The organism is Pseudomonas sp. P9_2 (assembly GCF_034008255.1).
In the GTDB taxonomy this organism is placed as follows: domain Bacteria; phylum Pseudomonadota; class Gammaproteobacteria; order Pseudomonadales; family Pseudomonadaceae; genus Aquipseudomonas; species Aquipseudomonas synxantha_A.
On the sequence record NZ_CP125376.1, the window covers coordinates 1326224 to 1350331 of the forward strand.

Consider the following 24108-nt stretch of genomic DNA (forward strand, 5'->3'; position numbering starts at 1 on the left):
CCGGGCTTTTTTTACCCGCTTGTCGTGAATTTTTCGATTTCGAGGGTCAATAGGCAGCCTCTTGACCCAGGCAGCGGCGCCAGTCGGGCCGCTCAACCAGCCTCGCCGGGCCTTGTTTTTACGGGCCGGCGCGCTGATTTTAAGAATTTCAGGTGGTTTTATGGACAGCATCAACAGCCGCATCGCCGAGGAACTCGGTGTACGCCCACAACAGGTCGAAGCGGCCGTCGCTCTACTGGATGAAGGCTCCACGGTGCCTTTCATCGCCCGTTACCGAAAAGAAGTGACCGGCAGCCTCGACGACACTCAACTGCGTCACCTGGAAGAGCGCCTGCGCTACCTGCGAGAACTCGACGAACGGCGTATCAGCATCCTCGCCAGCATCGAGGAACAGGGCAAGTTGACCCCTCAACTGGAGCGCGACATCAAACTCGCGGACACCAAGACCCGCCTCGAAGACCTTTACCTGCCGTACAAACAGAAACGTCGTACAAAGGGCCAGATCGCCCTGGAAGCCGGCCTGGGCGATTTGGCCGATGGCCTGTTCAACGACCCGTCGTTGACGCCGGAAACCGAGGCCGCCCGTTTCATCGATGCTGAAAAAGGCGTCGCCGACGTCAAGGCTGCCCTCGAAGGCGCCAAGTACATCCTGATGGAGCGCTTCGCCGAAAACGCCAGCCTCCTGGAAAAACTGCGCACCTACTTGAAGCAGGAGGCCATCCTCAGCGCCCGCGTCATCGCCGGCAAAGAGGAGGAAGGCGCCAAATTCCGCGACTACTTCGAACACGACGAGCCGCTCAAAAGCATGCCGTCCCACCGCGCCCTGGCGATTTTCCGTGGCCGCAACGAAGGCATTCTCAGCTCCGCGCTGAAGGTCGGCGACGAGCTGCCGGGCACCATGCACCCGTGCGAAGGCATGATCGGTCAACAATTCGGCATCCAGAATCAGAATCGCCCTGCGGACAAGTGGCTCGGTGAAGTCGTGCGCTGGACCTGGAAGGTCAAGCTCTACACCCATCTGGAAACCGACCTGCTGGGCGAGTTGCGCGACGGCGCCGAAACCGAGGCGATCAACGTGTTCGCCCACAACCTGCACGACCTGCTGCTGGCCGCACCGGCCGGCCCGCGTGCCACCCTGGGCCTCGACCCGGGCCTGCGCACCGGTTGCAAGGTCGCGGTGGTCGACGCCACCGGCAAGCTGCTGGACCACGCCACCGTGTACCCACACGTACCGCACAACAAGTGGGACCAGACCCTGGCGATCCTTGCCGCCCTGTGCGCCAAGCACGCGGTAGACCTGATCGCCATCGGCAACGGCACTGCCAGCCGCGAAACCGATAAGCTGGCCGCCGAGCTGATCAAAAAATACCCGGCCATGAAGATGACCAAGGTCATGGTCTCCGAGGCGGGTGCTTCGGTGTACTCGGCTTCGGAGCTGGCGTCCAAGGAGTTCCCGGACCTCGACGTGTCGATCCGTGGCGCCGTTTCCATCGCCCGTCGCCTGCAAGATCCGCTGGCCGAGCTGGTGAAGATCGATCCTAAGTCCATCGGCGTCGGCCAATACCAGCACGACGTATCGCAGCTTAAACTGGCACGCGGCCTGGATGCGGTGGTGGAAGACTGCGTAAACGCCGTGGGCGTAGACGTGAACACCGCTTCCGTAGCGCTGCTGGCGCGAATCTCGGGCCTCAACGCGACCCTGGCGCAGAACATCGTCAGCCATCGCGACGAAAATGGTGCGTTCAAAACCCGTGCTGCGCTGAAAAAAGTCGCACGCCTGGGTGAAAAAACCTTTGAACAAGCGGCCGGCTTCCTACGCGTGATGAATGGCGATAACCCGCTCGACGCCTCGGCGGTTCACCCGGAAGCCTACCCGCTGGTGCAACGCATTGCCGCCGAGACCGACCGTGATATCCGCTCGCTGATCGGCGACGCCGCCTTCCTCAAGCGTCTGGACCCAAAGAAGTACACCGACGAAACCTTCGGTGTGCCGACCATCACCGACATCCTGCAAGAGCTGGAAAAACCTGGCCGCGACCCACGTCCCGAGTTCAAGACCGCCGAGTTCCAGGACGGCGTCGAAGACCTCAAGGACCTGCAACCGGGCATGATCCTCGAAGGCGTGGTGACCAACGTGACCAACTTTGGCGCCTTCGTGGATATTGGCGTGCATCAGGACGGTTTGGTGCATATCTCCGCGCTTTCGGAGAAGTTCATCAAGGACCCGCGTGAAGCGGTCAAAGCCGGTGACGTGGTCAAGGTCAAGGTCATGGAAGTCGATATCCCGCGCAAACGCGTGGGCCTGTCGATGCGCATGAGCGATACCCCAGGCGAGAAGATCGACGGTGCTCGTGGCGCTCGCCCAGGTTCGGCACCGCGCCAGTCGCAGAACAACGCGCCGCGCAAGGAAGCTACGACTGCCGCGCCGAGCAACAACGCCATGGCATCGCTGTTCGCCAATGCCAAACAGTTGAAGAAGCGTTGATGGAAATCCCGGCGGGCTTGACCCAGAGCGCGTTCAGCGAGCTGATCGGCTGCCGCCTGCAACGCCTGGATGAAGGCGTTGCCGAGGTGGCCCTGACCCTGGAGCCGCACCTGCGCAACCGTGCAGGCAAGCTCCATGGCGGGGCGATTTTCAGCCTGGTGGACATCACGATGGGCCTGGCCTGTTCCAGCGCCCATGGTTTCGACCAGCAGAGCGCCACCATCGAATGCAAGATCAATTATATTCGCGCCGTCGAAGACGGTGATGTGCTGTGCACCAGCCGGGTAATTCACGCCGGCCGGCGCACGTTGGTGGTCGAAGCCGACGTGTACCAGGGCGAAAGACTTGTCGCAAAAGCGCAGGGCACGTTCGCTGTCCTATAGCTCCCCACCCTCGATTTGAGTTAATTTCGGCGCTGCGATAACAGCGTCGGAATTTTCTCGCTGCGCTGTAGCCCAATTCATGGAGTGAAGTCGGCATTTTCAGAGCGGGTCAAATCGACTCAGAACCAGGCGATCACGCCAGTTTCCACTTCACCCTTGTAGACCGTCCTGCCCACCCCCATATTGGGGCGACTGACGCGTGAAGGAATCCAACTTGAGCGAACTTCTCAACCGCCGCCTGGCCCTGCTCGGCAAGCGCGAACACCTCTCCCTGCTAGAGCAGTGCTTGCACGGCATCGAGCGCGAATGCCTGCGCGTCACCAGCGAGGGTCGCCTGGCGCAAACGCCGCACCCTGAAGCCCTGGGCGCTGCGTTGACCAACGAACAGATCACCACTGACTATTCGGAATCGCTGCTGGAGTTCATCACCCCAGCCCTGCCCAACCCGGCCGAGACCCTGGGCAGCCTGGACAAGATCCATCGCTTTGCCTACTCCAAGCTGGGCAGCGAATACCTGTGGAGCCCCTCGATGCCGTGCCCGTTACCGGCCGAGGAAGATATTCCGATCGCCTACTACGGCACCTCCAATATCGGCCAGCTCAAGTATGTGTACCGCAAGGGCCTGGCCCTGCGCTACGGCAAGACCATGCAGTGCATCGCCGGCATCCACTACAACTTTTCGCTGCCGGAACAGCTGTGGCCGTTGCTCAAGGAAGCCGAAGGCTTTGTCGGTACCGACCGTGACTATCAGTCCACGGCCTATATCGCGCTGATCCGTAATTTCCGTCGCTACAGCTGGCTGTTGATGTACCTCTTTGGTGCCTCGCCAGCCCTGGACGCCGGTTTCCTGCGCGGCCGCTCGCACCAGCTTGAAGCCCTGGATGCCGACACCCTGTACCTGCCCTACGCCACGAGCCTGCGCATGAGCGACCTGGGTTACCAAAGCAACGCCCAGGCTGGCCTGACGCCTTGCTACAACGACCTGGCCAGCTACACCGACAGCCTGCGCGAAGCGGTGGCAACGCCCTACGCACCGTATGTTGAAGTCGGCACGCACAAGGATGGTGAGTGGGTGCAGCTCAACACCAACATCCTGCAGATCGAAAACGAGTACTACTCCAATATCCGCCCCAAGCGTGTGACCTACACCGGCGAGCGGCCGATCCAGGCGCTGATGGCCCGTGGCATCCAGTACATCGAAGTGCGTTGCCTGGACATCAACCCGTTCCTGCCGATGGGGATCGACTTGCCGGAGTCGCGATTCCTCGACGCATTCCTGCTGTATTGCGCGCTGAACGACAGCCCGCTGTTCGCCAACAACGAGTGCGGCAACGCCACCTCCAACTTCCTCAGCGTGGTCAAGGAAGGTCGGCGTCCGGGCCTGCAATTGCAGCGTGACGGCCAGCCGGTGGACATGAAGGAATGGGCTGCGCAGTTGCTGGAGAAGATTGCACCATTGGCTGCCTTGCTCGATGAGAGCCAAGGTATTACCGAACACAGTGAAGCGCTGGATGCCCAACTGGCCAAGGTCAAGGACCCGTCCCTGACGCCGTCGGCCCAGGTGTTGGCGGCCATGGCTGAGCGCAAGGAGAGCTTTGCCCAGTTCTCCCTGCATCAGAGCGAGGTCCACGCCGAGTACTTCCGCAAAGAGCCCCTGGCTGCTGAAGAACAAGCGCACTTCGAAGAACTGGCGCGTGCTTCGCTGGCGCAACAGGTGGAGCTGGAGCAGAACGAAGTGGGCGATTTCGATGTGTTTGTCGGGTCGTACCAGGCCAGCATCCTCGCCATCAGCAACTAAACAGCACCCTGTAGGAGCGAGCTTGCTCGCGAAAAACCCAGGAACACCGCGCTCATCCAGACTGAACGCGTCATCGTTAACGTTTTTCGCGAGCAAGCTCGCTCCTACAGTTTTAAGCTAATTCGAAAAAGTTATTTATTTTCGAGTTCTTAGATCATTTAGTCTCCTCACACGCCGACTCTCGGCCGCCTGATTGAGGAGCTTCCCCTTGAAACTGCTGACCCCTCTGCGCTTGCTGGCCGCGTTGTCCCTGGCCGGTGCCAGTCTGTTTGCCCAGGCGGCGGACGTGACTATCGCTTATCAGACCACCGTCGACCCGGCCAAAGTCGCCCAGGCTGACGGGGCCTATGAAAAAGCTACCAACGCCAAAATCGACTGGCGCAAATTCGACAATGGCGCCGACATCATCGCCGCCATTGCCTCCGGCGACGTGCAGATCGGCTACCTCGGTTCCAGCCCGCTGACCGCTGCGGTAACCCGCAAAGTCCCAGTAGAAACCTTCCTCGTTGCCACCCAGATCGGCGGGGCTGAAGCCCTGGTGGCGCGCAATGGGTCGGGGATCAACAGCCCGCAGGACCTGGTCGGCAAAAAAATCGCCGTACCCTTCGTCTCCACCGGCCACTACAGCCTGCTTGCCGCGCTGAAACACTGGAACATCGACCCGGCCAAAGTCACCATTCTCAACCTGGCGCCTCCGGCCATCATCGCCGCGTGGAAGCGCGGTGATATCGACGCCACCTACGTGTGGGACCCGGCTCTGGGTGTAGCCAAGGAAAACGGCAAGGTGTTGATCACCTCCGGCGAGCTGGCCAAGTTCGGCGCGCCAACATTCGATGCCTGGATCGTGCGCAAGGATTTTGCCGAGAAGCACCCGGACATCGTTACCGCCTTCGCCAAGGTCACCCTGGATGCCTACGCCGCCTACCGCAAAGACCCACAAGCCTGGCTCGCCGACACCGGCAACGTCGACAAGCTGGTGAAACTCTCCGGCGCCAAGGCCAGCGATATTCCCTTGCTGCTGCAAGGCAACGTCTACCCGCTGGCCGCTGACCAGGTGACCCTGCTGGGCGCGCCGACCACCAAGGCAGTCACCGACACTGCTGTGTTCCTCAAGGAACAAGGCAAGGTCGATGCCGTACTGCCCGACTACGCCCCTTACGTCAGCGCCAAGTTCATTTCTAACTGATCCAAGGAGTTCATCGCGATGGCCTTGCTACAGCTGGAGCGCATCAGCGCACAGTACCCAGGCGCCCCGGAACCGGTACTGTCCGATATTTCACTGGACCTTGGGCCCCAGCAATTGCTGGTCGCCCTGGGCCCCTCCGGCAGTGGCAAGACATCGCTGTTGAACCTGATTGCCGGTTTCGTCGAGCCTTCTGCCGGGCGTATCACCCTCGACGGTGTGCCGGTCAAAGGGCCCAGCGCCGAACGCGGTGTGGTGTTCCAGGACGACGCCCTGCTGCCCTGGCAGGACGTGCTGGCCAACGTCGCCTTCGGCCTGGAACTGGCCGGCGTGCCCAAGGCGCAGCGCGAAGTACGCGCCCGCGAAATGCTCGCTCTGGTGGACCTGGCCGGTTTCGACAGCCGGCGCATCTGGCAACTCTCCGGCGGCCAGAAGCAACGCGTTGGCCTCGCCCGCGCCCTGGCGGCCGACCCTCGCGTATTACTGATGGACGAACCCTTCGGTGCGCTGGATGCCTTCACCCGCGAACAAATGCAGGAGTTGCTGCTGCAAGTGTGGCGGCGCACGGCCAAGCCGGTGTTCCTGATTACCCATGACATTGAAGAAGCGGTGTTCCTGGCCACGGACCTGATCCTGCTGGCGCCCAACCCCGGCCAGATCGTCGAACGCCTGCAGCTGGATTTCGGCCAACGTTACGCTGCCGGTGAATCAGCCCGCGCAATCAAGTCCGACCCGCGCTTTATCGAAACCCGCGAGCACGTGCTGGGCAAAGTGTTCTCCCAACGGCAGGTGTACGCATGAGCAGCTACGAACTTCCCGCCACGGCCAGCAAGCCGGTGGCACCTGCCGTTATCCCGGTACGCCGCAGCCTGAGCACGCGCTGGATCAGCGTACTGACCCTGGTCGCTCTGCTTGCCCTGTGGTGGGCGGTGACCGCCACCGGTTTGATCGAACCTTTGTTCCTGCCACCACCGTCCGCCGTGTTGCAAAAAGGCTGGCTGCTGGCGACCACCGGCTACATGGATTCCACCTTGTGGCAGCACCTGGGCGCGAGCCTGAGCCGCATCGGCTTGGGCCTGGGTTTTGCGGTGCTGACCGCCGTGCCGGTGGGGATTGCCATCGGTGCCAACCGCATTGCCCGAGGCATTTTCGATCCGTTGATCGAGTTCTACCGGCCGATTCCGCCGCTGGCCTACCTGCCGCTGATCGTGATCTGGTGCGGCATTGGCGAGCTGTCCAAGGTGCTACTGATTTACCTGGCGATTTTCGCCCCGATCGCCATCGCCACCGCAACCGGGGTGCGCACCGTCGACCCGGCCAAGCTGCGGGCTGCGCAGTCGTTGGGCGCCACCCGTGCGCAACTGATTCGCCATGTGATCCTGCCCAGCGCCCTGCCCGATATCCTCACCGGTGTGCGTATCGGCCTGGGTGTGGGCTGGTCGACCCTGGTCGCCGCCGAGTTGATTGCCGCCACCAGTGGCCTGGGCTTCATGGTGCAGTCGGCGGCGCAGTTTCTGGTCACCGATGTGGTGGTGCTGGGGATCCTGGTGATCGCCCTGATCGCCTTCGCCATGGAAATGGGCCTGCGCGCCCTGCAGCGTAAATTAGTGCCCTGGCATGGCCAGGCACACTGAGTGAAGAATCTACAATGAGCAGCCTGACCGTTACCCCATTAAGTACCGCCCTGGGCGCCCAGATCAGTGGCGTCGACATTACTCAGCCGCTGGCCCCTGAACAGCGCGACGCCATTGAACAGGCGTTGCTCGACTATTCGGTGCTGTTCTTCCGTGATCAGCCAATCACCCCGCAACAACAGGCACGGTTCGCGGCCAATTTTGGCGACCTGCACATCCACCCGATCTACCCCAACGTGCCGGAACAGCCCGAAGTGCTGATCCTCGACACCGCGGTCACCGATGTGCGTGACAACGCGGTGTGGCATACCGACGTGACCTTTCTGCCCACGCCTGCTCTGGGCGCGGTGCTCAGCGCCAAGCTGCTGCCGGCGTTTGGCGGCGATACGCTGTGGGCCAGTGGTATTGCGGCGTATGAGGCGCTTTCCGAACCGTTGAAGGTATTGCTCAACGGGCTCACCGCCACCCACGATTTCACCAAATCTTTTCCTTTGGAGCGTTTTGGCAATACCGCCGAAGACTTGCTGCGCTGGGAGCAAACCCGCCGCAAGAACCCACCGTTGTCGCATCCGGTGGTGCGTACCCATCCCGTCAGTGGGCGTAAATCGCTGTTCGTCAGCGACGGCTTCACCACCAGAATCAACGAACTGGAGCCGGCCGAAAGCGAGGCGATTCTCAAACTGCTGTTCGCGCATGCAACGCGCCCGGAATTCACCATCCGCTGGCGCTGGCAGGAAAATGACGTGGCGTTCTGGGATAACCGAGTGACCCAGCATTACGCCGTGGATGACTACCGGCCACAGCGGCGGGTGATGCACCGGGCGACGATTCTTGGGGATGTGCCGTTCTAGTCGCCACACCGCCCCTCCCACATTTTTGACCCAGTTGTGTCAGTTATTCAGCAGTGGATGGCTTTTCCCACAAGTTGATCCCACCCTCCTGCGCAAACCGATCAATCTGCGCCAGTTCTTCAGCGCTGAAGCTCAAGTTCTTCAACGCCCCAACGTTCTCGATAATCTGCTCCGGCCGGCTCGCACCGATCAGCGCACTGGTGACCCGTGGATCACGCAGGGTCCAGGCCAGCGCTAATTGCGCCAGGCTCTGGCCGCGACGCTGGGCGATTTCATTCAGGCCGCGCACATGAGCGATGTTGGCTTCGGACAGGTGTTGGGCCTGCAACGAACCACCACCCGGACGATTGACCCGTGCATCGGCCGGTATGCCATTGAGGTACTTGTCGGTGAGCAAACCCTGGGCCAGCGGCGTGAAGGCGATCACCCCAGCGCCAAGTTCTTCGGTGGTGTCGAGCAGGTCCTTTTCCACCCAGCGGTTGAGCAGGTTGTAAGCCGGTTGGTGAATCAACAGCGGCACTTTCCACTCTTTGAGCAAGGCTGCGATTTCGCGGGTTTTCACCCCGGAATAGGACGAGATACCGATGTACAACGCCTTGCCTTGTTGCACGGCAGTGGCGAGGGCGCTGGCGGTTTCTTCCAGGGGCGTGTCGGGGTCAAAACGGTGGGAGTAGAAAATATCCACGTAGTCGACGCCCAGGCGTTGCAGGCTCTGGTCCAGGCTCGCCAGGATGTATTTGCGCGAGCCACCGCCCTGGCCGTAGGGGCCGGGCCACATGTCCCAACCGGCTTTGCTGGAAATGATCAATTCGTCGCGGTAGTGCTTGAAGTCTTCACGCAGCAACCGACCGAAGTTGATCTCGGCGCTGCCATAGGGCGGGCCGTAGTTGTTGGCCAGGTCGAAGTGGTTGATACCCAGGTCGAACGCCGTGCGCAGCAAAGCGCGCTGGGTGTCGATCGGGGTGCTGTCGCCAAAGTTGTGCCACAGCCCCAGGGACAGTGCCGGCAGCACCAACCCACTGCGGCCTACGCGGCGATAGGGAATAGATTCATAGCGGTTTTCGGCAGCAATGTACGTCATCGAATCCTCTCTGGACTGAGGGTTGAAAGGCTCGGGAATAAGGTTATTCCCAAGCCTTTTAACCCGCTGAATCGCTTAAGTCTGCCTCTTCCTTTTACAGCAAAGACCTACTTGAGAGGAACGGTATCAGCGCACCAAATGCAGGAACTGCAGATGGCGCTCGTACTGGTCGAGGATGTCGTTGATGATCTGCTCCTTGGTATAGCCCACCAGGTCATAGTCCTGGCTACCCTCACTCAAGTGCACCTCCGCACGATAGTAACGGCGGTTGTTGATCTCTTTGGAACCCATGCCACCGCGGGCAAACGACGGCGTGAAATAGCCGCGCATCTGCACCTGGTAGATGAACGGGTGCTCCTCGCCATGGCCGATTTCCAGGCTGACGCTGTCGTTGGACGGGTCCGGCTGAGTGACTACATTCAGGCCCTTCTCGACAAACACCGCCGTCACTTCTTCGATCGCCGGGCGCACCGTCGATTCCAGGAAGCGATACACCTCATCACGTGACGGGAAATGCACGGCCTGGCTCAAGCGCTGGCGCCAGCCGCCACGGCCTTTGCGTGAAGCCGATATTGGCGCCAGGGAATGCAATTGCGCGATCTGCTTTTGCGACTCCAGGTAAAACGCCTTGTGCAGCCCCCACATCATCAGCAGCAGAATCAGCGAGAACGGCAGCGAGGTCAGCACCACCGCTGATTTGAGCGAGTCGATACTGCCGGCGAACAGCAGGGCACTGGTCACCAGCGCTGTCATCGCACCCCAGAACACCCGCAGCCACTTCGGCCCGTCTTCATCAGCGTTGCCGCCTTTGGATGACAAAGTGGACAGCACCACTGTGCCTGAGTCCGCCGAGGTCACAAAGAACACAAAGCTGATAAACACCGTGACCGCAATCACCGTCTTGCTCCACGGGTAGGTTTCCAGCAGGAGGTAGAGGCTCATCGACGGGTCATCGATGGCCGACTGGCCCAGCGCAGCCATGCCATGGTTGAGCACTTGGTCGATGGCACTGTTACCGAAGATCGACATCCACGCCAGGGTAAAGCCCAGCGGAATCAACAGCACGCCAAACACGAATTCGCGGATGGTGCGGCCACGGGAGATACGCGCAATAAACAGACCTACAAACGGCGACCATGCGATCCACCAGGCCCAGTAGAACACTGTCCAGCCGCCCAGCCAGTCGCTTGGCTTGTCGTAGGCGTACACATCGAAACTCTTGGTCGGCAGCGCGCCCAGGTAGTCACCGATGTTCTGGATCAAGGTGTTGAGCAAGTGCTGGGTAGGCCCGGCGAATAACACAAACAGCAACAGCGCACAGGCCAGCAGCATGTTGATGTCGGACATCACCCGTACGCCTTTGTCGACGCCGGCTACCGCAACAATGATCGCCGCGCCCATCATCAACGTGATCAGGCCCACCTGGATCCACTGGGTGTGAGCAATGCCAAACAGGTAGTCCAGGCCGGAATTGAGGTGCAACACGCCAAAACCCATGTCAGCGCCAAGGCCGAACACCGTCGCGATGATACCGAAGCCATCCACCGCATAACCGATAGGGCCATTGATGCGCTTGCCGATCAGCGGGTACAGCGCCGAACGCAATGCCAGCGGCAGGTTATGCCGGTAGGCGAAATACGCCAGGGCCATGCCCACGAACGCGAACACACCCCAGCCATGCAGGCCCCAGTGCAGGAACAGCACCTGCATGGCCTGGCGCGCTGCATCGGCGTTCATCGCTTCGCCCTGGGGCGGCTGCACCAGGTGCGTCAACGGCTCCGAGACGCAGAAGAAGAACAGCGTGATGCTGATTCCGGCGGCGAACAACATGCCGGCCCATGACAGGTAGCTGAATTCGGGCTCGTCGTGGTCGGCACCGAGTTTTATCTTGCCGTAGCCCGATAGCGCGGTGACCACCACGAAGACCAGATACAGGGTCATCGCCAGCATGTAGTACCAGCCGACCGTATTGGCCGCCCAGTTTTGCGCCGCCAGCAGCCAGGCTCCGGCCTGTTGCGGGATAGCGATGACCGTGATGCCAAACAGCAGGATGAAGGTGGCGGCAAAGTAGAAAACGGGCGCATTCATGCGCACCATGCCGCTGGAAGGGGTGGACGATGCACTCATGAACGATGCACCTCAAGGTTGCGGGATATGGCTGTAAATAACGGACTCAGCAAAGGTAAGCCTCCTGTTGTGAGCGGGCAGCGAACCACCGGGTTTAACTTGAACGAACGTTCAAGTTAAACATGAATAGGCGGTCTGGGACTAATCGCAGGGCTGAGTGGTAGATGATTCCTACACTAGCTCAAGGATTGGTATGACGGATGAAGAAGGCAAATCGTTCAGCGACCCCACGTTGAAATACATACGAAATGTGGGAGCTGGCTCAGGTATTACTTTTGCGCCCCATCGTCATGCTGCAAGTTCGCCTGGGTGATATTCGCCCCCGCCGGCACGCTGCGGGTCAGCCACACATTGCCGCCAATGGTCGAACCCTGGCCGATGGTGATCCGCCCCAAAATCGTCGCCCCGGCGTAGATCACCACATCATTCTCAACAATGGGGTGCCGCGGATGGCCTTTTTGCAACTGCCCGTCCTCATCGGCGGGGAAGCGCTTGGCGCCCAGTGTCACCGCCTGGTAGATACGCACGCGCTCGCCGATGATCGCCGTCTCGCCAATCACTACGCCAGTCCCGTGGTCGATGAAGAAACTCGGGCCGATCTGCGCGCCGGGGTGGATATCGATGCCAGTGGCCGAGTGGGCGATTTCCGCACTGATGCGCGCCAACAGCGGCAAGCCTGCGCGGTACAGGTGGTGGGCCAGGCGATGGTGGATCACCGCCAGGATGCCCGGGTAGCACAGCAGCACTTCATCCACACTGCGTGCAGCCGGGTCGCCGTGGTAGGCGGCCAGTACGTCGGTATCCAAGAGGCTGCGCAGGGCTGGCAATGCCAGGGCAAAATCCTGGATCAGCCGAATGGCATGGGCATCCACACCGCTGTCATCTTCGCCGCCCTGGCGTGCGGCGTAGCGCAACTCCAGGCGCGCCTGGGCGAGCAAGGCGTTGAGCGCTACGTCGAGGGTATGCCCCACGTAGAAGTCTTCGCTTTCTTCACGCAGGTCCACCGGACCCAGGCGCATGGGGAATAGCGCACCGCACAAGGCTTCGAGGATCTGCGCCACCGCCTCGCGGGACGGCAATTCACGGCCACCGTGCTCGCCGCTCAAGCGACCATTGCGCGTTCGCCACTGGTCCCGCGCGCCGCGCAGCTGGCTGACGATGGTCTGCAATTGCCAATGACTGGAACGCTCACTCACGGTATTCACTCCTGACGAAATGGCCATCACTTTACGGTATGCACCCTGGCAGCTCTTAAGAACCAATGGTGTGGTCGTAAGAACTATTGTTCATAAGCGATTGACGGTTGCCCGATGAAAAGTGCCTGCCTATAGTCCTCCCCATCATTCAGTCACCGTGCGTAGCCATGATCAAACAACAGCTCGAGCGCTTTAACCGTCTGGAACTACTGAGCGGTGCCACCGCTCTGGAAAAACTTGAACGGCTGTCGGCCTGGCTGGGCAGGGACATTTACGTCAAGCGCGACGACACCACGCCCCTGGCCATGGGTGGCAACAAGCTGCGCAAACTCGAATACCTGGCGGCCGACGCCATTGCCCAGGGCGCCGACACCTTGGTCACCGCCGGCGCGATCCAGTCCAACCACGTCCGCCAGACCGCCGCACTGGCCGCCAAACTCGGCCTGGGCTGCGTTGCTCTGCTGGAAAACCCTACTGGCACCGAAGACGCCAACTACCTGGCCAATGGCAACCGCCTGCTGCTGGAGTTGTTTGACGCCAAAGTGGAGCTGGTGGAAAACCTCGACAACGCCGATGCCCAACTCGCCGCCCTCGCCGACCGCCTGCGCAGCAATGGCAAGCAACCCTACCTGGTGCCTATCGGCGGCTCCAATGCACTCGGCGCTTTGGGTTACGTGCGCGCAGGGCTGGAACTGGCCGCGCAGATTGAAGACAGCGGGATTGAGTTTGCCGCCGTGGTGCTCGCCTCAGGCAGTGCCGGCACGCACAGCGGCCTGGCCCTGGCCTTGAGCGAAGTACTGCCGCAGTTGCCGGTGATCGGCATCACCGTGTCGCGCACCGAGCAAGCGCAGTTGCCCAAAGTGCAAAGCCTGGCAGAACGCACTGCCGAGTTGCTTGGAGTGGCTATTCCCGACGCCTTTAAAGTGATCCTGTGGGACGAGTATTTCGGCCCCCGTTATGGCGAACCGAATGCCGGCACCCTTTCCGCGATCAAACTTTTGGCCAGCCAGGAAGGTCTGCTGCTGGACCCGGTCTATACCGGCAAGGCCATGGCCGGTTTGCTGGACGGCATCGGGCGCCAGCGGTTTGAAGAGGGGCCGATCATTTTCCTGCATACCGGTGGGGCGCCGGCATTGTTTGCCTATGACTCAGTATTCAATTGATTGAATACCCATATATTCTTAAAAGAAATATGAAATTGTTTTTTTATTATTTTCAAGTCTTAAAAACCCGCTTTATCATCGCGCCGAAGGCGAAGACGCGCTTCGCGCTTTAAGGCAGGATACGACTACTGCGTCACCTGCTTCGCTCACCATAAAAACACAGGGGCTCTTCATGACTATTTCTGTATTGCGTCGCACTCTGCTGGTCAGCACTTTGGGCCTGGCGCTTGGCGCCGGTTGGCTGGGCCAGGCGGTTGCCGGCGAGCAGTTGAACACCATCAAGAAGGCCGGCGAGATCAAGATCGGTCTGGAAGGCACCTACCCACCGTTCAGCTTCGTCGACGAAAGCGGCAAGCTCAGCGGTTTCGAAGTGGAACTGTCCGAAGCACTGGCCAAGGAGCTGGGCGTCAAGGTCAAGCTGCAAGCTACTCCGTGGGACGGCATTCTCGCCGCGCTGGAATCCAAGCGCCTGGACGCCGTGGTCAACCAGGTGACCATCTCTGAAGAACGTAAGAAAAAGTACGATTTCTCCAAGCCCTACACCGTGTCCGGCATCCAGGCACTGGTGCTGAAAAAGAACGTCGACTCGATCACGAATGCCGACGACCTGGCCGGTAAAAAAGTCGGCGTGGGCCTGGGCACCAACTACGAACAATGGCTCAAGGACAATCAACCCAAAGCCATTATCAAGACCTACAACGACGACCCAACCAAGTTCCAGGACCTGCGCATCGGCCGTATCGACGCGATCCTGATCGACCGCCTGGCCGCCCTCGAATACGCCAAGAAAGCCCCCGACACTGCCGCTGCCGGCGACGCCTTCTCCCGTCAGGAAGCCGGTATCGCCCTGCGCAAAGGCGAGCCTGAACTGCTCGACGCGGTCAACACGGCCCTCGACAAACTGCGCGCCGACGGCACCTTGAAGAAGCTGTCCGAGAAGTACTTCAACGCTGACGTCACTCAATAATGGAAGCAGGTTTTCAACTCGCGCTGGACTCCGCGCCCTTTCTGCTCAAGGGCGCGTACTACACGGTAATCCTCAGCCTGGGCGGGATGTTTTTCGGCTTGCTGCTGGGCTTCGGCCTGGCCTTGATGCGCCTGTCGCGCTTCAAGTTGCTGAGCTGGACGGCCCGGGTCTATGTATCGTTCTTTCGCGGTACGCCGTTGCTGGTGCAGCTGTTCCTGATCTACTACGGCTTGCCGCAAGTGGGCATCGAGCTGGATCCGATCCCGGCGGCCATGATCGGCTTTTCGCTGAACATGGCCGCTTATGCGTGTGAAATCCTGCGGGCCGCCATCGCCTCCATCGAGCGTGGCCAGTGGGAAGCCGCCGCCAGTATTGGCATGACCCGTGCGCAAACCCTGCGCCGGGCCATTCTGCCGCAAGCGATGCGCACGGCATTGCCGCCCCTGGGCAACAGCTTCATTTCGCTGGTCAAGGACACTGCGCTGGCCGCCACCATCCAGGTGCCCGAGCTGTTCCGTCAGGCCCAACTGGTATCGGCGCGTACCTTCGAAATTTTCACCATGTATCTGTCCGCAGCCCTTCTCTACTGGATCCTGGCGAGCATCCTGGCGCATCTGCAAAATCGTCTGGAAGACCGGGTCAACCGGCATGACCTGGAGTCCTGAAGCATGATCGTGGTTGAAAAACTGACCAAACAATTCAACGGTCAAGTGGTGCTTGACGGCATCGACCTTGAGGTCAAGGAAGGCGAAGTGGTCGCCATCATCGGCCCCAGCGGTTCCGGCAAGACCACCTTCCTGCGCTGCCTGAATTTCCTCGAAGAACCCACCAGCGGCCGCATCAAGGTGGGGGATATCCAGATCGACGGCAGCAAGCCGCTCAACCAGCAACAGGGGCTGGTACGGCGTCTGCGCCAGCACGTGGGCTTTGTGTTCCAGAACTTCAACCTGTTCCCCCACCGCACTGCGCTGGAAAACGTCATCGAAGGCCCGATTGTGGTCAAGAAGATGCCACGGGAAGCGGCCACCGAACTGGGGCGCAAGCTGTTGGCCAGGGTCGGCCTGGCGGGCAAGGAGGCGTCCTACCCAAGGCGACTGTCCGGCGGCCAGCAACAGCGTGTGGCGATTGCCCGTGCGTTGGCCATGGAGCCGGAGGTGATTCTGTTCGACGAACCCACCTCGGCTCTCGACCCGGAACTGGTGGGCGAAGTGCTGGCGACCATTCGCAGCCTGGCCGAAGAAAACCGCACCATGGTCATCGTGACCCACGAAATGAGCTTTGCTCGGGACGTGGCCAACCGGGTGATCTTTTTCGACAAGGGCGTGATCGTTGAACAGGGTGAAGCCAAAGCGTTGTTCGCCAACCCCAGGGAAGAACGCACCCGGCAGTTTCTGAGCAAATTCCTCGCCCACTGACCCACCCTCTGTAGGAGCGAGCTTGCTCGCGAAAAACGCCCAGGCAACTCGGTCGATCTGAATTACCGCGTTACCGTTTACGTTCTTCGCGAGCAAGCTCGCTCCTACAACGGGTTACCATTTCAGCGCATAAAATCCCCCGCCGTACCCCCCTTAAAACCCCCCTCCCCGTCAGACCCTTCTGAATATCCTCAAACCCGCCGTTTAGCCTTTTGCCTCCATTGACGCTCCCCGGCCAACCCTCTTATCTAGCGCCTTAAGGATTGGATCCCATCCCGGCTACTGACTGAATCGTTCCTTTCGAATCGCCCTGTGCCTTTGCGCCGAAGGTTCGGAACGATGACTGCTGGCTGCAACAAGGAGATTACTTATGACACACACTCAAACCCTGGCCATGCTGCCTGCCCCGAAGCTGCCCCAGGCGGTAGGAAACGGCATCAGCGCCCTGGCCTCCACCCATCTGCAGGTCGACATATCCCCCTACTCGGGCATGGAGGAAGGCGACCTGATCGAACTGTTCTGGAACAACTGCTTTGCCGCCTCGCGCAAGGTGACGGCGTGCAAGATCGGCACGTTCACTCATCTGTGGGTACCGGAAAGTTTCGTGCAGGACGGGCCGGCACGCGTCCACTACCAGGTCCTGCAAATCGGCCATGGCCCGATGCGCTCGGCCGTCACCCTGGTGCGGGTCAAGACCAACTACCCCGGAGGCCAGCCTGAGCCATGCCTCAACCACGAAAGTGATGAAAACCAGAATCTCGCCCCCGTGGGTTTGCCCGAGACGATCCGCCGCCATGGCGTCAACCGCAACCAGGTTCGGCGCGGCATTCCGCTGACCATCGAACCTTACTTGAACATGAGTGCCGGCGATGCCATCACACTGCGCTGGGGTGATGTGCGCCTGGACCTGCCGAAAATCCAGGCCAAAAACGTTGGCCTGGCAGTGCAGGTGTGGGTACCGTCCCAGATCATTGTCGAAGCGGGCGACGACTGCCGATTGGAAGTCACGTACTGCATTCTCGATCGCGTGGGCAATAATTCACGCTGGGCACCGGCCCGCACGCTACGTATCGCCGCCTGCACGCCAGTCTTGCCAACCCCGCCTGCCTCGCCCGCGCCGGGCTATCAACCGCGTCGCTTCGGCTCACCCTGTGAACCGGGGTGACAGCCCTTCTATGCATATTCCTAAAAGTTAGTTTATTTAAAGAATTAACACGCTTAGGGTATATGCACCGGACCACCGGACATTCCTGATTTTTCTGTTTTTATTTCATTGAATGCGAGGTCGGTATGGTCAGAATTACCCCGGTGCATAACGCCAGGGCATTGCGTGCAGCCAAGGAGCGGCGCTGATGTCTAACTTGGCTCTAACACCCCCCCAGAGTGATCTGGACGTAGCCCCCCTGTTGTTGCCCGCCACGGTGCTGCGCAACGACGCCCAGGCACTGAGTGCGGCTCATGAGCTGGCCCAGGCTGCGCGCCTGCAGGCCGCTACGCGCGACCAGCAGCGCAAACTGCCGTGGGCGCAACTCGAACAATTCACCCGCAGTGGCCTGGGCAGTATTTCCATTCCCCGCGAATACGGCGGCCCACAGGTGTCGTTTGTGACCCTGGCCGAAGTCTTCGCGATCATCAGCGCAGCCGACCCGGCCCTCGGGCAGATCCCGCAGAACCATTTCGGCATCCTGCACGTGTTGCAGGGAACCGCGACCGAGCGCCAGAAAAAGCAGCTGTTCCAAAGCGTGCTCGACGGGTGGCGCATCGGCAACGGCGGCCCGGAACGCGGTACCAAAAACACGCTGGAGCTCAAGGCACGCCTCACGGCCGAAGGCGATGGGTTCGTGGTCAGCGGCCAGAAGTTCTACTCCACCGGCGCATTGTTTGCCCACTGGGTCGCGATAAAGGCGTTGAACGATGACGGCAAGCAAGTCATGGCCTTTGTGCGGCGCGGCAGCGAGGGGTTGCGCATCGTCGATGACTGGTCCGGTTTTGGCCAACGCACCACCGCCAGCGGCACCGTGCTGCTTGACCGGGTGGCGGTAGACCCGGAGTTGGTCATCGACAACTGGCGCCTGGGCGAAAGCCCGAATATCCAGGGTGCCGTGTCGCAACTGATCCAGGCAGCCATTGACGCCGGCATCGCCCGTGGCGCCCTCGACGACACTATCGCCTTTGTACGCGAGCGTTCACGCCCCTGGATCGACGCCAAGGTCGAGCGGGCCAGCGATGACCTGTATGTGATCGCCGATATCGGCAAGTTGAAGATCGAACTGCACGCTGCCGAGGCACTGTTGCGCAAGGCCGGTCAGGTACTGGACCAGGTCAGAGCGGCACCGATCACCGCGCAGTCCGCCGCGCGCGCCTCGATTGCCGTGGCCGAGGCCAAGGTGCTCACCACCGAAGTGGCATTGCAGGTCACCGAAAAGCTCTTCGAACTGGCCGGCAGCCGCGCCACCCTCGCCGAATTCAACCTTGACCGTCACTGGCGCAACGCGCGGGTGCATACCCTGCACGATCCGGTGCGCTGGAAGTATCACGCCATCGGCGCCTATCGACTGAACGGCACCTTACCTGCTCGTCATTCCTGGATTTAACCGACCAGAACACTTTTTCCACGAGCTTCTGGAGAAACTCATGACCCTTTCTCACCACGTCGCGGTTATCACCAGCGATGAGCAAGCCCTTATTGTCGCCAGCGACCTCGCTGAAGATTTGCGCCGCGACAGCGCCCAGCGCGACCGCGAACGCCGCCTGCCGTGGCCCGAGCTGGACGTGTTCTCGCGCTCCGGCCTGTGGGGTATCACGGTGCCTAAGGCATTCGGTGGCGCGGGCGTGTCCAACGTCACCCTGGCCAAGGTGATTGCACTGATTTCCCAGGCCGATGGCTCCTTGGGTCAGATCCCGCAAAATCATTTTTATGCCCTTGAAGTGCTGCGCGTAAACGGCAACCCCGAGCAGCAAAAGCGCCTGTACGCCGAGGTGCTCGCCGGCCAGCGCTTTGGTAACGCGTTGGCGGAACTGGGCACCAAGACCGCCCATGACCGCGTGACCAGCCTCACCCGCGACGGCGACGGTTTTCGCATCAACGGGCGCAAGTTCTACGCCACCGGCGCGATCTATGCCCAACGCATTCCCACCTCGGTGGTGGATGAAAACGGCATCCAGCAACTGGCGTTCGTACCCCGTGACAGCGAGGGCCTGACGGTCATCGACGACTGGAGCGGCTTCGGCCAGCGCACCACCGGCAGCGGCTCGGTGGTGTTCGATAACGTGTGGGTCGCAGCGCAGGACGTGATCCCATTCCAGAGCGCCTTCGAACGCCCGACCACCGTGGGGCCTTTGGCGCAGATCCTTCACGCCGCCATCGACACCGGCATCGCCCGCGCAGCCTTTGAAGATGCGTTGCATTTTGTGCGCACCAAGACCCGCCCGTGGATCGATTCCGGCAACGACAAGGCCACCGAAGACCCGCTGACTCTAAAGAGCTTCGGCCACCTGAGCATTCGCTTGCACGCCGCCGAGGCGTTGCTGGAGCGCTCCGGCGAATTCCTCGACCGCGCCCAGGCAGACAGCAATGCCCAGACCGTCGCCGCCGCGTCCATCGCCGTGGCCGAAGTGCGCGCCCTGAGCACCGAGATTTCCCTCGCGGCGGGCAGTACCTTGTTCGAACTGGCCGGCAGCCAGGCGACTTTGGCCGAGCATGGCCTGGACCGCCATTGGCGCAATGCCCGGGTGCACACCCTGCATGATCCGGTGCGCTGGAAATACCATGCGGTAGGCAACTATTACCTCAACGATGAAAACCCGCCGCTGCGGGGGACCATCTGATGAGCAAGAAAAAGATCCTGCTCAATGCCTTCAACATGAACTGCATCGGGCATATCAACCACGGTTTGTGGACTCACCCACGGGACAACTCGACCGAGTACAAGAGCCTCGAATACTGGACCGAACTGGCGCAGATTCTTGAGCGCGGGTTGTTCGATGGTTTGTTTATCGCCGATATCGTCGGCGTCTATGACGTGTACCAGAACTCGATAGACGTGCCGCTCAAGGAGTCCATCCAACTACCGGTCAACGACCCGTTGCTGCTGGTCTCGGCCATGGCCGCCGTTACCCGGCACCTTGGCTTCGGCCTTACCGCCAACCTGACCTACGAGCCGCCCTATCTGTTCGCCCGACGCATGTCCACGCTCGACCACCTGAGCCGTGGCCGCGTCGGCTGGAACATCGTCACCGGCTACCTCGACAGCGCCGCCAAGGCCATGGGCCTCACCGAACAGGTCGAACATGACCGGCGCTACGACCAGGCCGATGAATACCTGGAGGTGTTGTACAAACTCTGGGAAGGCAGCTGGGAAGACGACGCGGTGCTCAACGACCCGCAAACGCGGGTGTATGCGCAACCGGGCAAGGTGCACAAGGTGGAGCACCACGGCGAGTTTTATCAGGTAGAGGGTTATCACCTGTGCGAGCCATCGCCGCAGCGTACGCCAGTGCTGTTCCAGGCCGGCAGTTCCGAGCGCGGGCTGCTGTTCGCCGGGCGCCACGCCGAGTGCGTGTTCATCAGCGGGCAGAACAAGGCCGCGACCAGGCTACAGGTGGACAAGGTGCGCGCCAGCGCCGTGGAGGCTGGGCGCAACCCGGATGACATCAAGGTGTTCATGGGCCTCAATGTGATCGTGGGCGCCACCGAAGAGCTTGCATGGGCCAAGCACGCCGAGTACCTGAGCTATGCCAGTGCGGAAGCCGGCGTGGCGCACTTTTCGGCGTCCACGGCGATTGATTTTTCTGCCTACGAACTGGACGAACCGATCCAGTACGTGAAGAGCAACGCGATCCAGTCGGCCACCAAGAACCTGCAAAACAACGACTGGACCCGGCGCAAATTGCTCGAACAGCACGCCCTGGGCGGACGCTATATCACCCTGGTGGGCTCGCCTGAACAGGTTGCCGACGAATTGGAATCCTGGATCAGCGAAACCGGGCTGGATGGTTTCAACCTGACGCGCATTGTGACGCCGGAGAGCTATGTGGATTTCATTGACCTGGTGATACCGGAACTACAACGACGTGGGTCGTACAAGACCGCCTATGAGCAGGGCACGTTGCGGGAAAAAGTTTTCCGCGGCACCGCTCGCTTACCCGAACAACACACCGGCTCCAGCTACCGACACTGATCAGGAATGTGGGAGGGGGCTTGCTCCCTCCCACATTGGATCTCCATTGTTTGTGCCTATACCTTATGACTGGAAATTGATGATGAAAAAGACCCTGCTCACCCACCCAGTCAAAGCACTGGCCCTGGCCTTCGGCTTATTCAGCACAGCGGTCTTCGCCGCCGACCCACCACTGAAAATCGGCACCACCGCCGCCTTCGCCATTGCGCTGGAAGCGGCCGTTGAAGAGGCCGGCAAACAAGGCCTGAAAGTCGAACTGGTCGAGTTCAGCGACTGGATCGCCCCCAACGTCAGCCTCGCCGCCGGCGATATCGACGTGAACTACTTCCAGCACATTCCCTTCCTGGAAAACGCCAAGGCCGCCGCCGGGTTTGACCTGGTGTCTTACGCACCGGGCATCATCAACAACGTCGGCCTGTATTCGAAGCAATACAAAAGCTTCAACGACCTGCCCGAAGGCGCCAGCGTGGCCATTGCCAACGACCCGATCAACAGCGGGCGCGGCCTGCAACTGCTGGCCAAGGCCGGGTTGATTACCCTCAAGCCGGGCGTGGGCTACAAGGCCACCGAAGAAGACATCGTCAGCAACCCCAAAAAGCTCAAGATCCTGCAGGTGGAAGCCGTGCAACTGGTACGCGCCTACGACGATGCCGACCTGGTGCAGGGCTACCCGGCGTATATCCGCCTGTCCAAGACCTTCGATGCGGAATCGGCGCTGCTGTTCGATGGCCTCGACCACCCGGAGTACGTGATTCAGTTCGTGATTCAGCCCAAGAGCAAGACCGACCCACGAGTGATCAAGTTCGTCGACATCTACCAGCACTCGCCGGTGGTACGTGCCGCCCTGGATAAATCCCTGGGCAAGCTCTATCAAGTGGGTTGGGAAGATAAAAAATGACCGCCGCCAACGCCCAATTGCGCGACCTGGGCCGTGCGCCCAGGGACGCCGAGCAGACTGAACTGCACCCAGACCTCAATCGCGCCCACGTGCGTTTTATCAACCTGGGCAAAACCTATGGCGGCACCGTGCACGCCCTGCAAGGCATCGACCTGGCGATCCAGCGTGGCGAAGTGTTCGGCATCATCGGCCGCAGCGGTGCCGGCAAGTCATCGCTGATCCGCACCATCAACCGCCTGGAACAACCCAGCAGCGGGCGCGTGCTGATCGATCAGGTGGACATCGGCGGCTTCGATGAAGACCACCTGGTAGCGCTGCGCCGGCGCATCGGCATGATCTTCCAGCACTTCAACCTGATGTCGGCCAAGACCGTGTGGCAGAACGTCGAACTGCCTCTCAAGGTCGCCGGCGTGACCCAGGCACAACGCGTGCGTAAGGTGCATGAACTGCTGGAGCTGGTAGGTCTGCAAGACAAACACAAGGCGTATCCGGCGCAGCTTTCCGGAGGGCAGAAACAGCGCGTCGGCATCGCCCGCGCGCTGGTGCACGACCCCGAGATTCTGCTGTGCGACGAGGCCACCTCGGCCCTCGATCCGGAGACCACCCAGTCGATCCTCGGCCTGCTGCGTGAGATCAACCAACGCCTGGGCCTGACCATCGTATTGATCACCCATGAGATGGCGGTGATCCGCGAAATCTGCGACCGCGTGGTGGTGCTGGAACACGGGCGCATCGTCGAGCAAGGCCCGGTGTGGCAAGTGTTCGGCAACCCGCAGCATGAGGTCAGCAAAACCCTGCTCGCACCGCTGCAACACGGCCTGCCGCCCGAATTGCAAAACCGCCTGCAACCGACACAAACCTCGGCTGATGCGGCGCTGGTGCTGCGCTTGCAGTTCACCGGCAGCGATACCGATGAGCCGGACCTGGCCGCACTGTTCAGCGCCCTCGGCGGCCGCGTGCGTTTGCTGCAAGGCGGTGTGGAACGTATCCAGGGGCACGCTTTGGGGCAATTACTGCTGGCGGTGAATGGCTCGCCGCACAATGCCGAAGAGCTGCGTAACCGCGCCGGCAATTGGGCACAACGGGTGGAGGTGCTGGGCTATGTGGTTTGATCGTTTAGTACAGGGCGCTATCGACACCTTGTTGATGGTCGGTGTGTCGTCGCTGATTGCATTACTGGTGGGCATTCCGCTGGCGGTGTTCCTGGTCACCAGCGACAAGGGCGGTATCTACCAGGCGCCGGCGCTTAACCGCGTGCTGGGGGCGTTTGTGAATTTGTTCCGCTCCATTCCGTTCCTGATCCTGATGGTGGCGTTGATCCCGTTTACTCGGCTGATCGTCGGCACCACCTATGGCGTATGGGCGGCCGTGGTGCCGCTGACCATCGCCGCCACACCGTTCTTTGCGCGCATTGCCGAAGTCAGCCTGCGCGAGGTCGATCATGGCCTGATCGAAGCTGCACAGGCCATGGGTTGCCGGCGCTGGCACATCATCTGGCATGTGCTGCTGCCGGAAGCCCTGCCGGGGATCGTCGGCGGGTTCACCATCACGCTGGTCACCATGATCAACTCATCGGCCATGGCCGGGGCGATTGGCGCCGGTGGCCTGGGCGACATTGCCTACCGCTATGGCTATCAGCGCTTTGACACCCAGATCATGCTGACGGTGATTGTGTTGTTGGTGGTGCTGGTGGCGGTAATTCAACTGAGTGGGGATCGCTTGGCGCGGGTATTGAACAAACGCTGAA

21 protein-coding genes are annotated in these 24108 nt (G+C 60.9%); 18 read left to right on the forward strand and 3 right to left on the reverse strand.

The features are described from left to right. Positions 1 to 160 precede the first annotated feature (160 nt). From QMK52_RS05780 to tauD, 7 genes are all read left to right on the forward strand, one after another. Positions 161 to 2485: a Tex family protein gene (locus tag QMK52_RS05780; RefSeq protein ID WP_057702401.1), complete on the forward strand. Its 2325-nt coding sequence runs from the start codon at positions 161 to 163 to the stop codon at positions 2483 to 2485. Next, entirely contained in the window at positions 2485 to 2868 is a 384-nt protein-coding gene (locus tag QMK52_RS05785) for a PaaI family thioesterase (protein ID WP_050549370.1), read from the forward strand. Before QMK52_RS05780 ends, QMK52_RS05785 begins: the two co-directional genes overlap by 1 nt. A gap of 214 nt (positions 2869 to 3082) precedes the next feature. Beyond that, entirely contained in the window at positions 3083 to 4666 is a 1584-nt protein-coding gene (gshA, locus tag QMK52_RS05790; protein ID WP_320403907.1) for a glutamate--cysteine ligase, read from the forward strand. Between the two features lie 208 nt (positions 4667 to 4874). After that, on the forward strand, positions 4875 to 5852 hold the full coding sequence (gene tauA, locus QMK52_RS05795; protein WP_005783803.1) for a taurine ABC transporter substrate-binding protein: 978 nt from the start codon (positions 4875 to 4877) through the stop codon (positions 5850 to 5852). Positions 5853 to 5870: 18 nt separating this feature from the next. Further along, positions 5871 to 6650, forward strand: coding sequence for a taurine ABC transporter ATP-binding subunit (gene tauB / locus QMK52_RS05800; RefSeq protein ID WP_032878412.1), 780 nt, complete (start codon positions 5871 to 5873; stop codon positions 6648 to 6650). After that, positions 6647 to 7483, forward strand: a complete 837-nt coding sequence (tauC, locus tag QMK52_RS05805; RefSeq protein WP_005783800.1) for a taurine ABC transporter permease TauC — start codon at positions 6647 to 6649, stop codon at positions 7481 to 7483. Before tauB ends, tauC begins: the two co-directional genes overlap by 4 nt. Before the next feature lie 14 nt (positions 7484 to 7497). Next, on the forward strand, positions 7498 to 8334 hold the full coding sequence (gene tauD, locus QMK52_RS05810) for a taurine dioxygenase (RefSeq protein WP_194439801.1): 837 nt from the start codon (positions 7498 to 7500) through the stop codon (positions 8332 to 8334). 43 nt (positions 8335 to 8377) lie between these two features. Here the strand turns inward: tauD and mgrA are convergent, their stop codons facing one another. The 3 genes from mgrA to epsC form a co-directional block, all read right to left on the reverse strand. Beyond that, complete coding sequence (gene mgrA / locus QMK52_RS05815) at positions 8378 to 9415, reverse strand: L-glyceraldehyde 3-phosphate reductase (RefSeq protein ID WP_248162127.1); 1038 nt, start codon at positions 9413 to 9415, stop codon at positions 8378 to 8380. A gap of 126 nt (positions 9416 to 9541) precedes the next feature. Beyond that, the gene (gene betT / locus QMK52_RS05820; RefSeq protein WP_164366000.1) at positions 9542 to 11503 is read right to left on the reverse strand and encodes a choline transporter BetT; all 1962 of its coding nucleotides are present in this window, start codon (positions 11501 to 11503) and stop codon (positions 9542 to 9544) included. A gap of 308 nt (positions 11504 to 11811) precedes the next feature. Next, the gene (gene epsC / locus QMK52_RS05825) at positions 11812 to 12738 is read right to left on the reverse strand and encodes a serine O-acetyltransferase EpsC (RefSeq protein ID WP_005783794.1); all 927 of its coding nucleotides are present in this window, start codon (positions 12736 to 12738) and stop codon (positions 11812 to 11814) included. Between the two features lie 167 nt (positions 12739 to 12905). Between epsC and QMK52_RS05830 the strand changes: the two genes are divergently transcribed. The 11 genes from QMK52_RS05830 (at position 12906) to QMK52_RS05880 (ending at position 24107) form a co-directional block, all read left to right on the forward strand. Beyond that, on the forward strand, positions 12906 to 13901 hold the full coding sequence (locus tag QMK52_RS05830; protein WP_320403908.1) for a D-cysteine desulfhydrase: 996 nt from the start codon (positions 12906 to 12908) through the stop codon (positions 13899 to 13901). A gap of 172 nt (positions 13902 to 14073) precedes the next feature. Further along, complete coding sequence (gene tcyJ, locus QMK52_RS05835) at positions 14074 to 14868, forward strand: cystine ABC transporter substrate-binding protein (RefSeq protein WP_005783791.1); 795 nt, start codon at positions 14074 to 14076, stop codon at positions 14866 to 14868. Next, positions 14868 to 15533, forward strand: a complete 666-nt coding sequence (tcyL, locus tag QMK52_RS05840) for a cystine ABC transporter permease (RefSeq protein WP_005783790.1) — start codon at positions 14868 to 14870, stop codon at positions 15531 to 15533. Before tcyJ ends, tcyL begins: the two co-directional genes overlap by 1 nt. 3 nt (positions 15534 to 15536) lie before the next feature. Beyond that, on the forward strand, positions 15537 to 16283 hold the full coding sequence (gene tcyN / locus QMK52_RS05845) for an L-cystine ABC transporter ATP-binding protein TcyN (RefSeq protein ID WP_005783788.1): 747 nt from the start codon (positions 15537 to 15539) through the stop codon (positions 16281 to 16283). Positions 16284 to 16653: 370 nt separating this feature from the next. Then, positions 16654 to 17448 carry a hypothetical protein gene (locus QMK52_RS05850; RefSeq protein WP_005783786.1) on the forward strand — a complete coding sequence of 265 codons (795 nt, stop codon included), beginning with the start codon at positions 16654 to 16656 and terminating at the stop codon, positions 17446 to 17448. 187 nt (positions 17449 to 17635) lie between these two features. Next, positions 17636 to 18877: an SfnB family sulfur acquisition oxidoreductase gene (locus tag QMK52_RS05855; protein ID WP_320403909.1), complete on the forward strand. Its 1242-nt coding sequence runs from the start codon at positions 17636 to 17638 to the stop codon at positions 18875 to 18877. A 40-nt stretch (positions 18878 to 18917) separates the two neighbouring features. Beyond that, positions 18918 to 20111, forward strand: a complete 1194-nt coding sequence (locus QMK52_RS05860; protein WP_005783783.1) for an SfnB family sulfur acquisition oxidoreductase — start codon at positions 18918 to 18920, stop codon at positions 20109 to 20111. Next, positions 20111 to 21463 carry an LLM class flavin-dependent oxidoreductase gene (locus QMK52_RS05865; protein ID WP_005783782.1) on the forward strand — a complete coding sequence of 451 codons (1353 nt, stop codon included), beginning with the start codon at positions 20111 to 20113 and terminating at the stop codon, positions 21461 to 21463. The genes QMK52_RS05860 and QMK52_RS05865 overlap by 1 nt, the downstream gene beginning before the upstream one ends. An 82-nt stretch (positions 21464 to 21545) precedes the next feature. Beyond that, a complete protein-coding gene (locus QMK52_RS05870) occupies positions 21546 to 22361 on the forward strand; it encodes a MetQ/NlpA family ABC transporter substrate-binding protein (RefSeq protein WP_320403910.1) in 816 nt (271 codons plus the stop codon). Then, entirely contained in the window at positions 22358 to 23473 is a 1116-nt protein-coding gene (locus QMK52_RS05875) for a methionine ABC transporter ATP-binding protein (RefSeq protein WP_320403911.1), read from the forward strand. Before QMK52_RS05870 ends, QMK52_RS05875 begins: the two co-directional genes overlap by 4 nt. Beyond that, positions 23463 to 24107, forward strand: coding sequence for a methionine ABC transporter permease (locus QMK52_RS05880; RefSeq protein WP_003187635.1), 645 nt, complete (start codon positions 23463 to 23465; stop codon positions 24105 to 24107). Before QMK52_RS05875 ends, QMK52_RS05880 begins: the two co-directional genes overlap by 11 nt. The last annotated feature ends 1 nt before the right edge of the window (position 24108 follow it).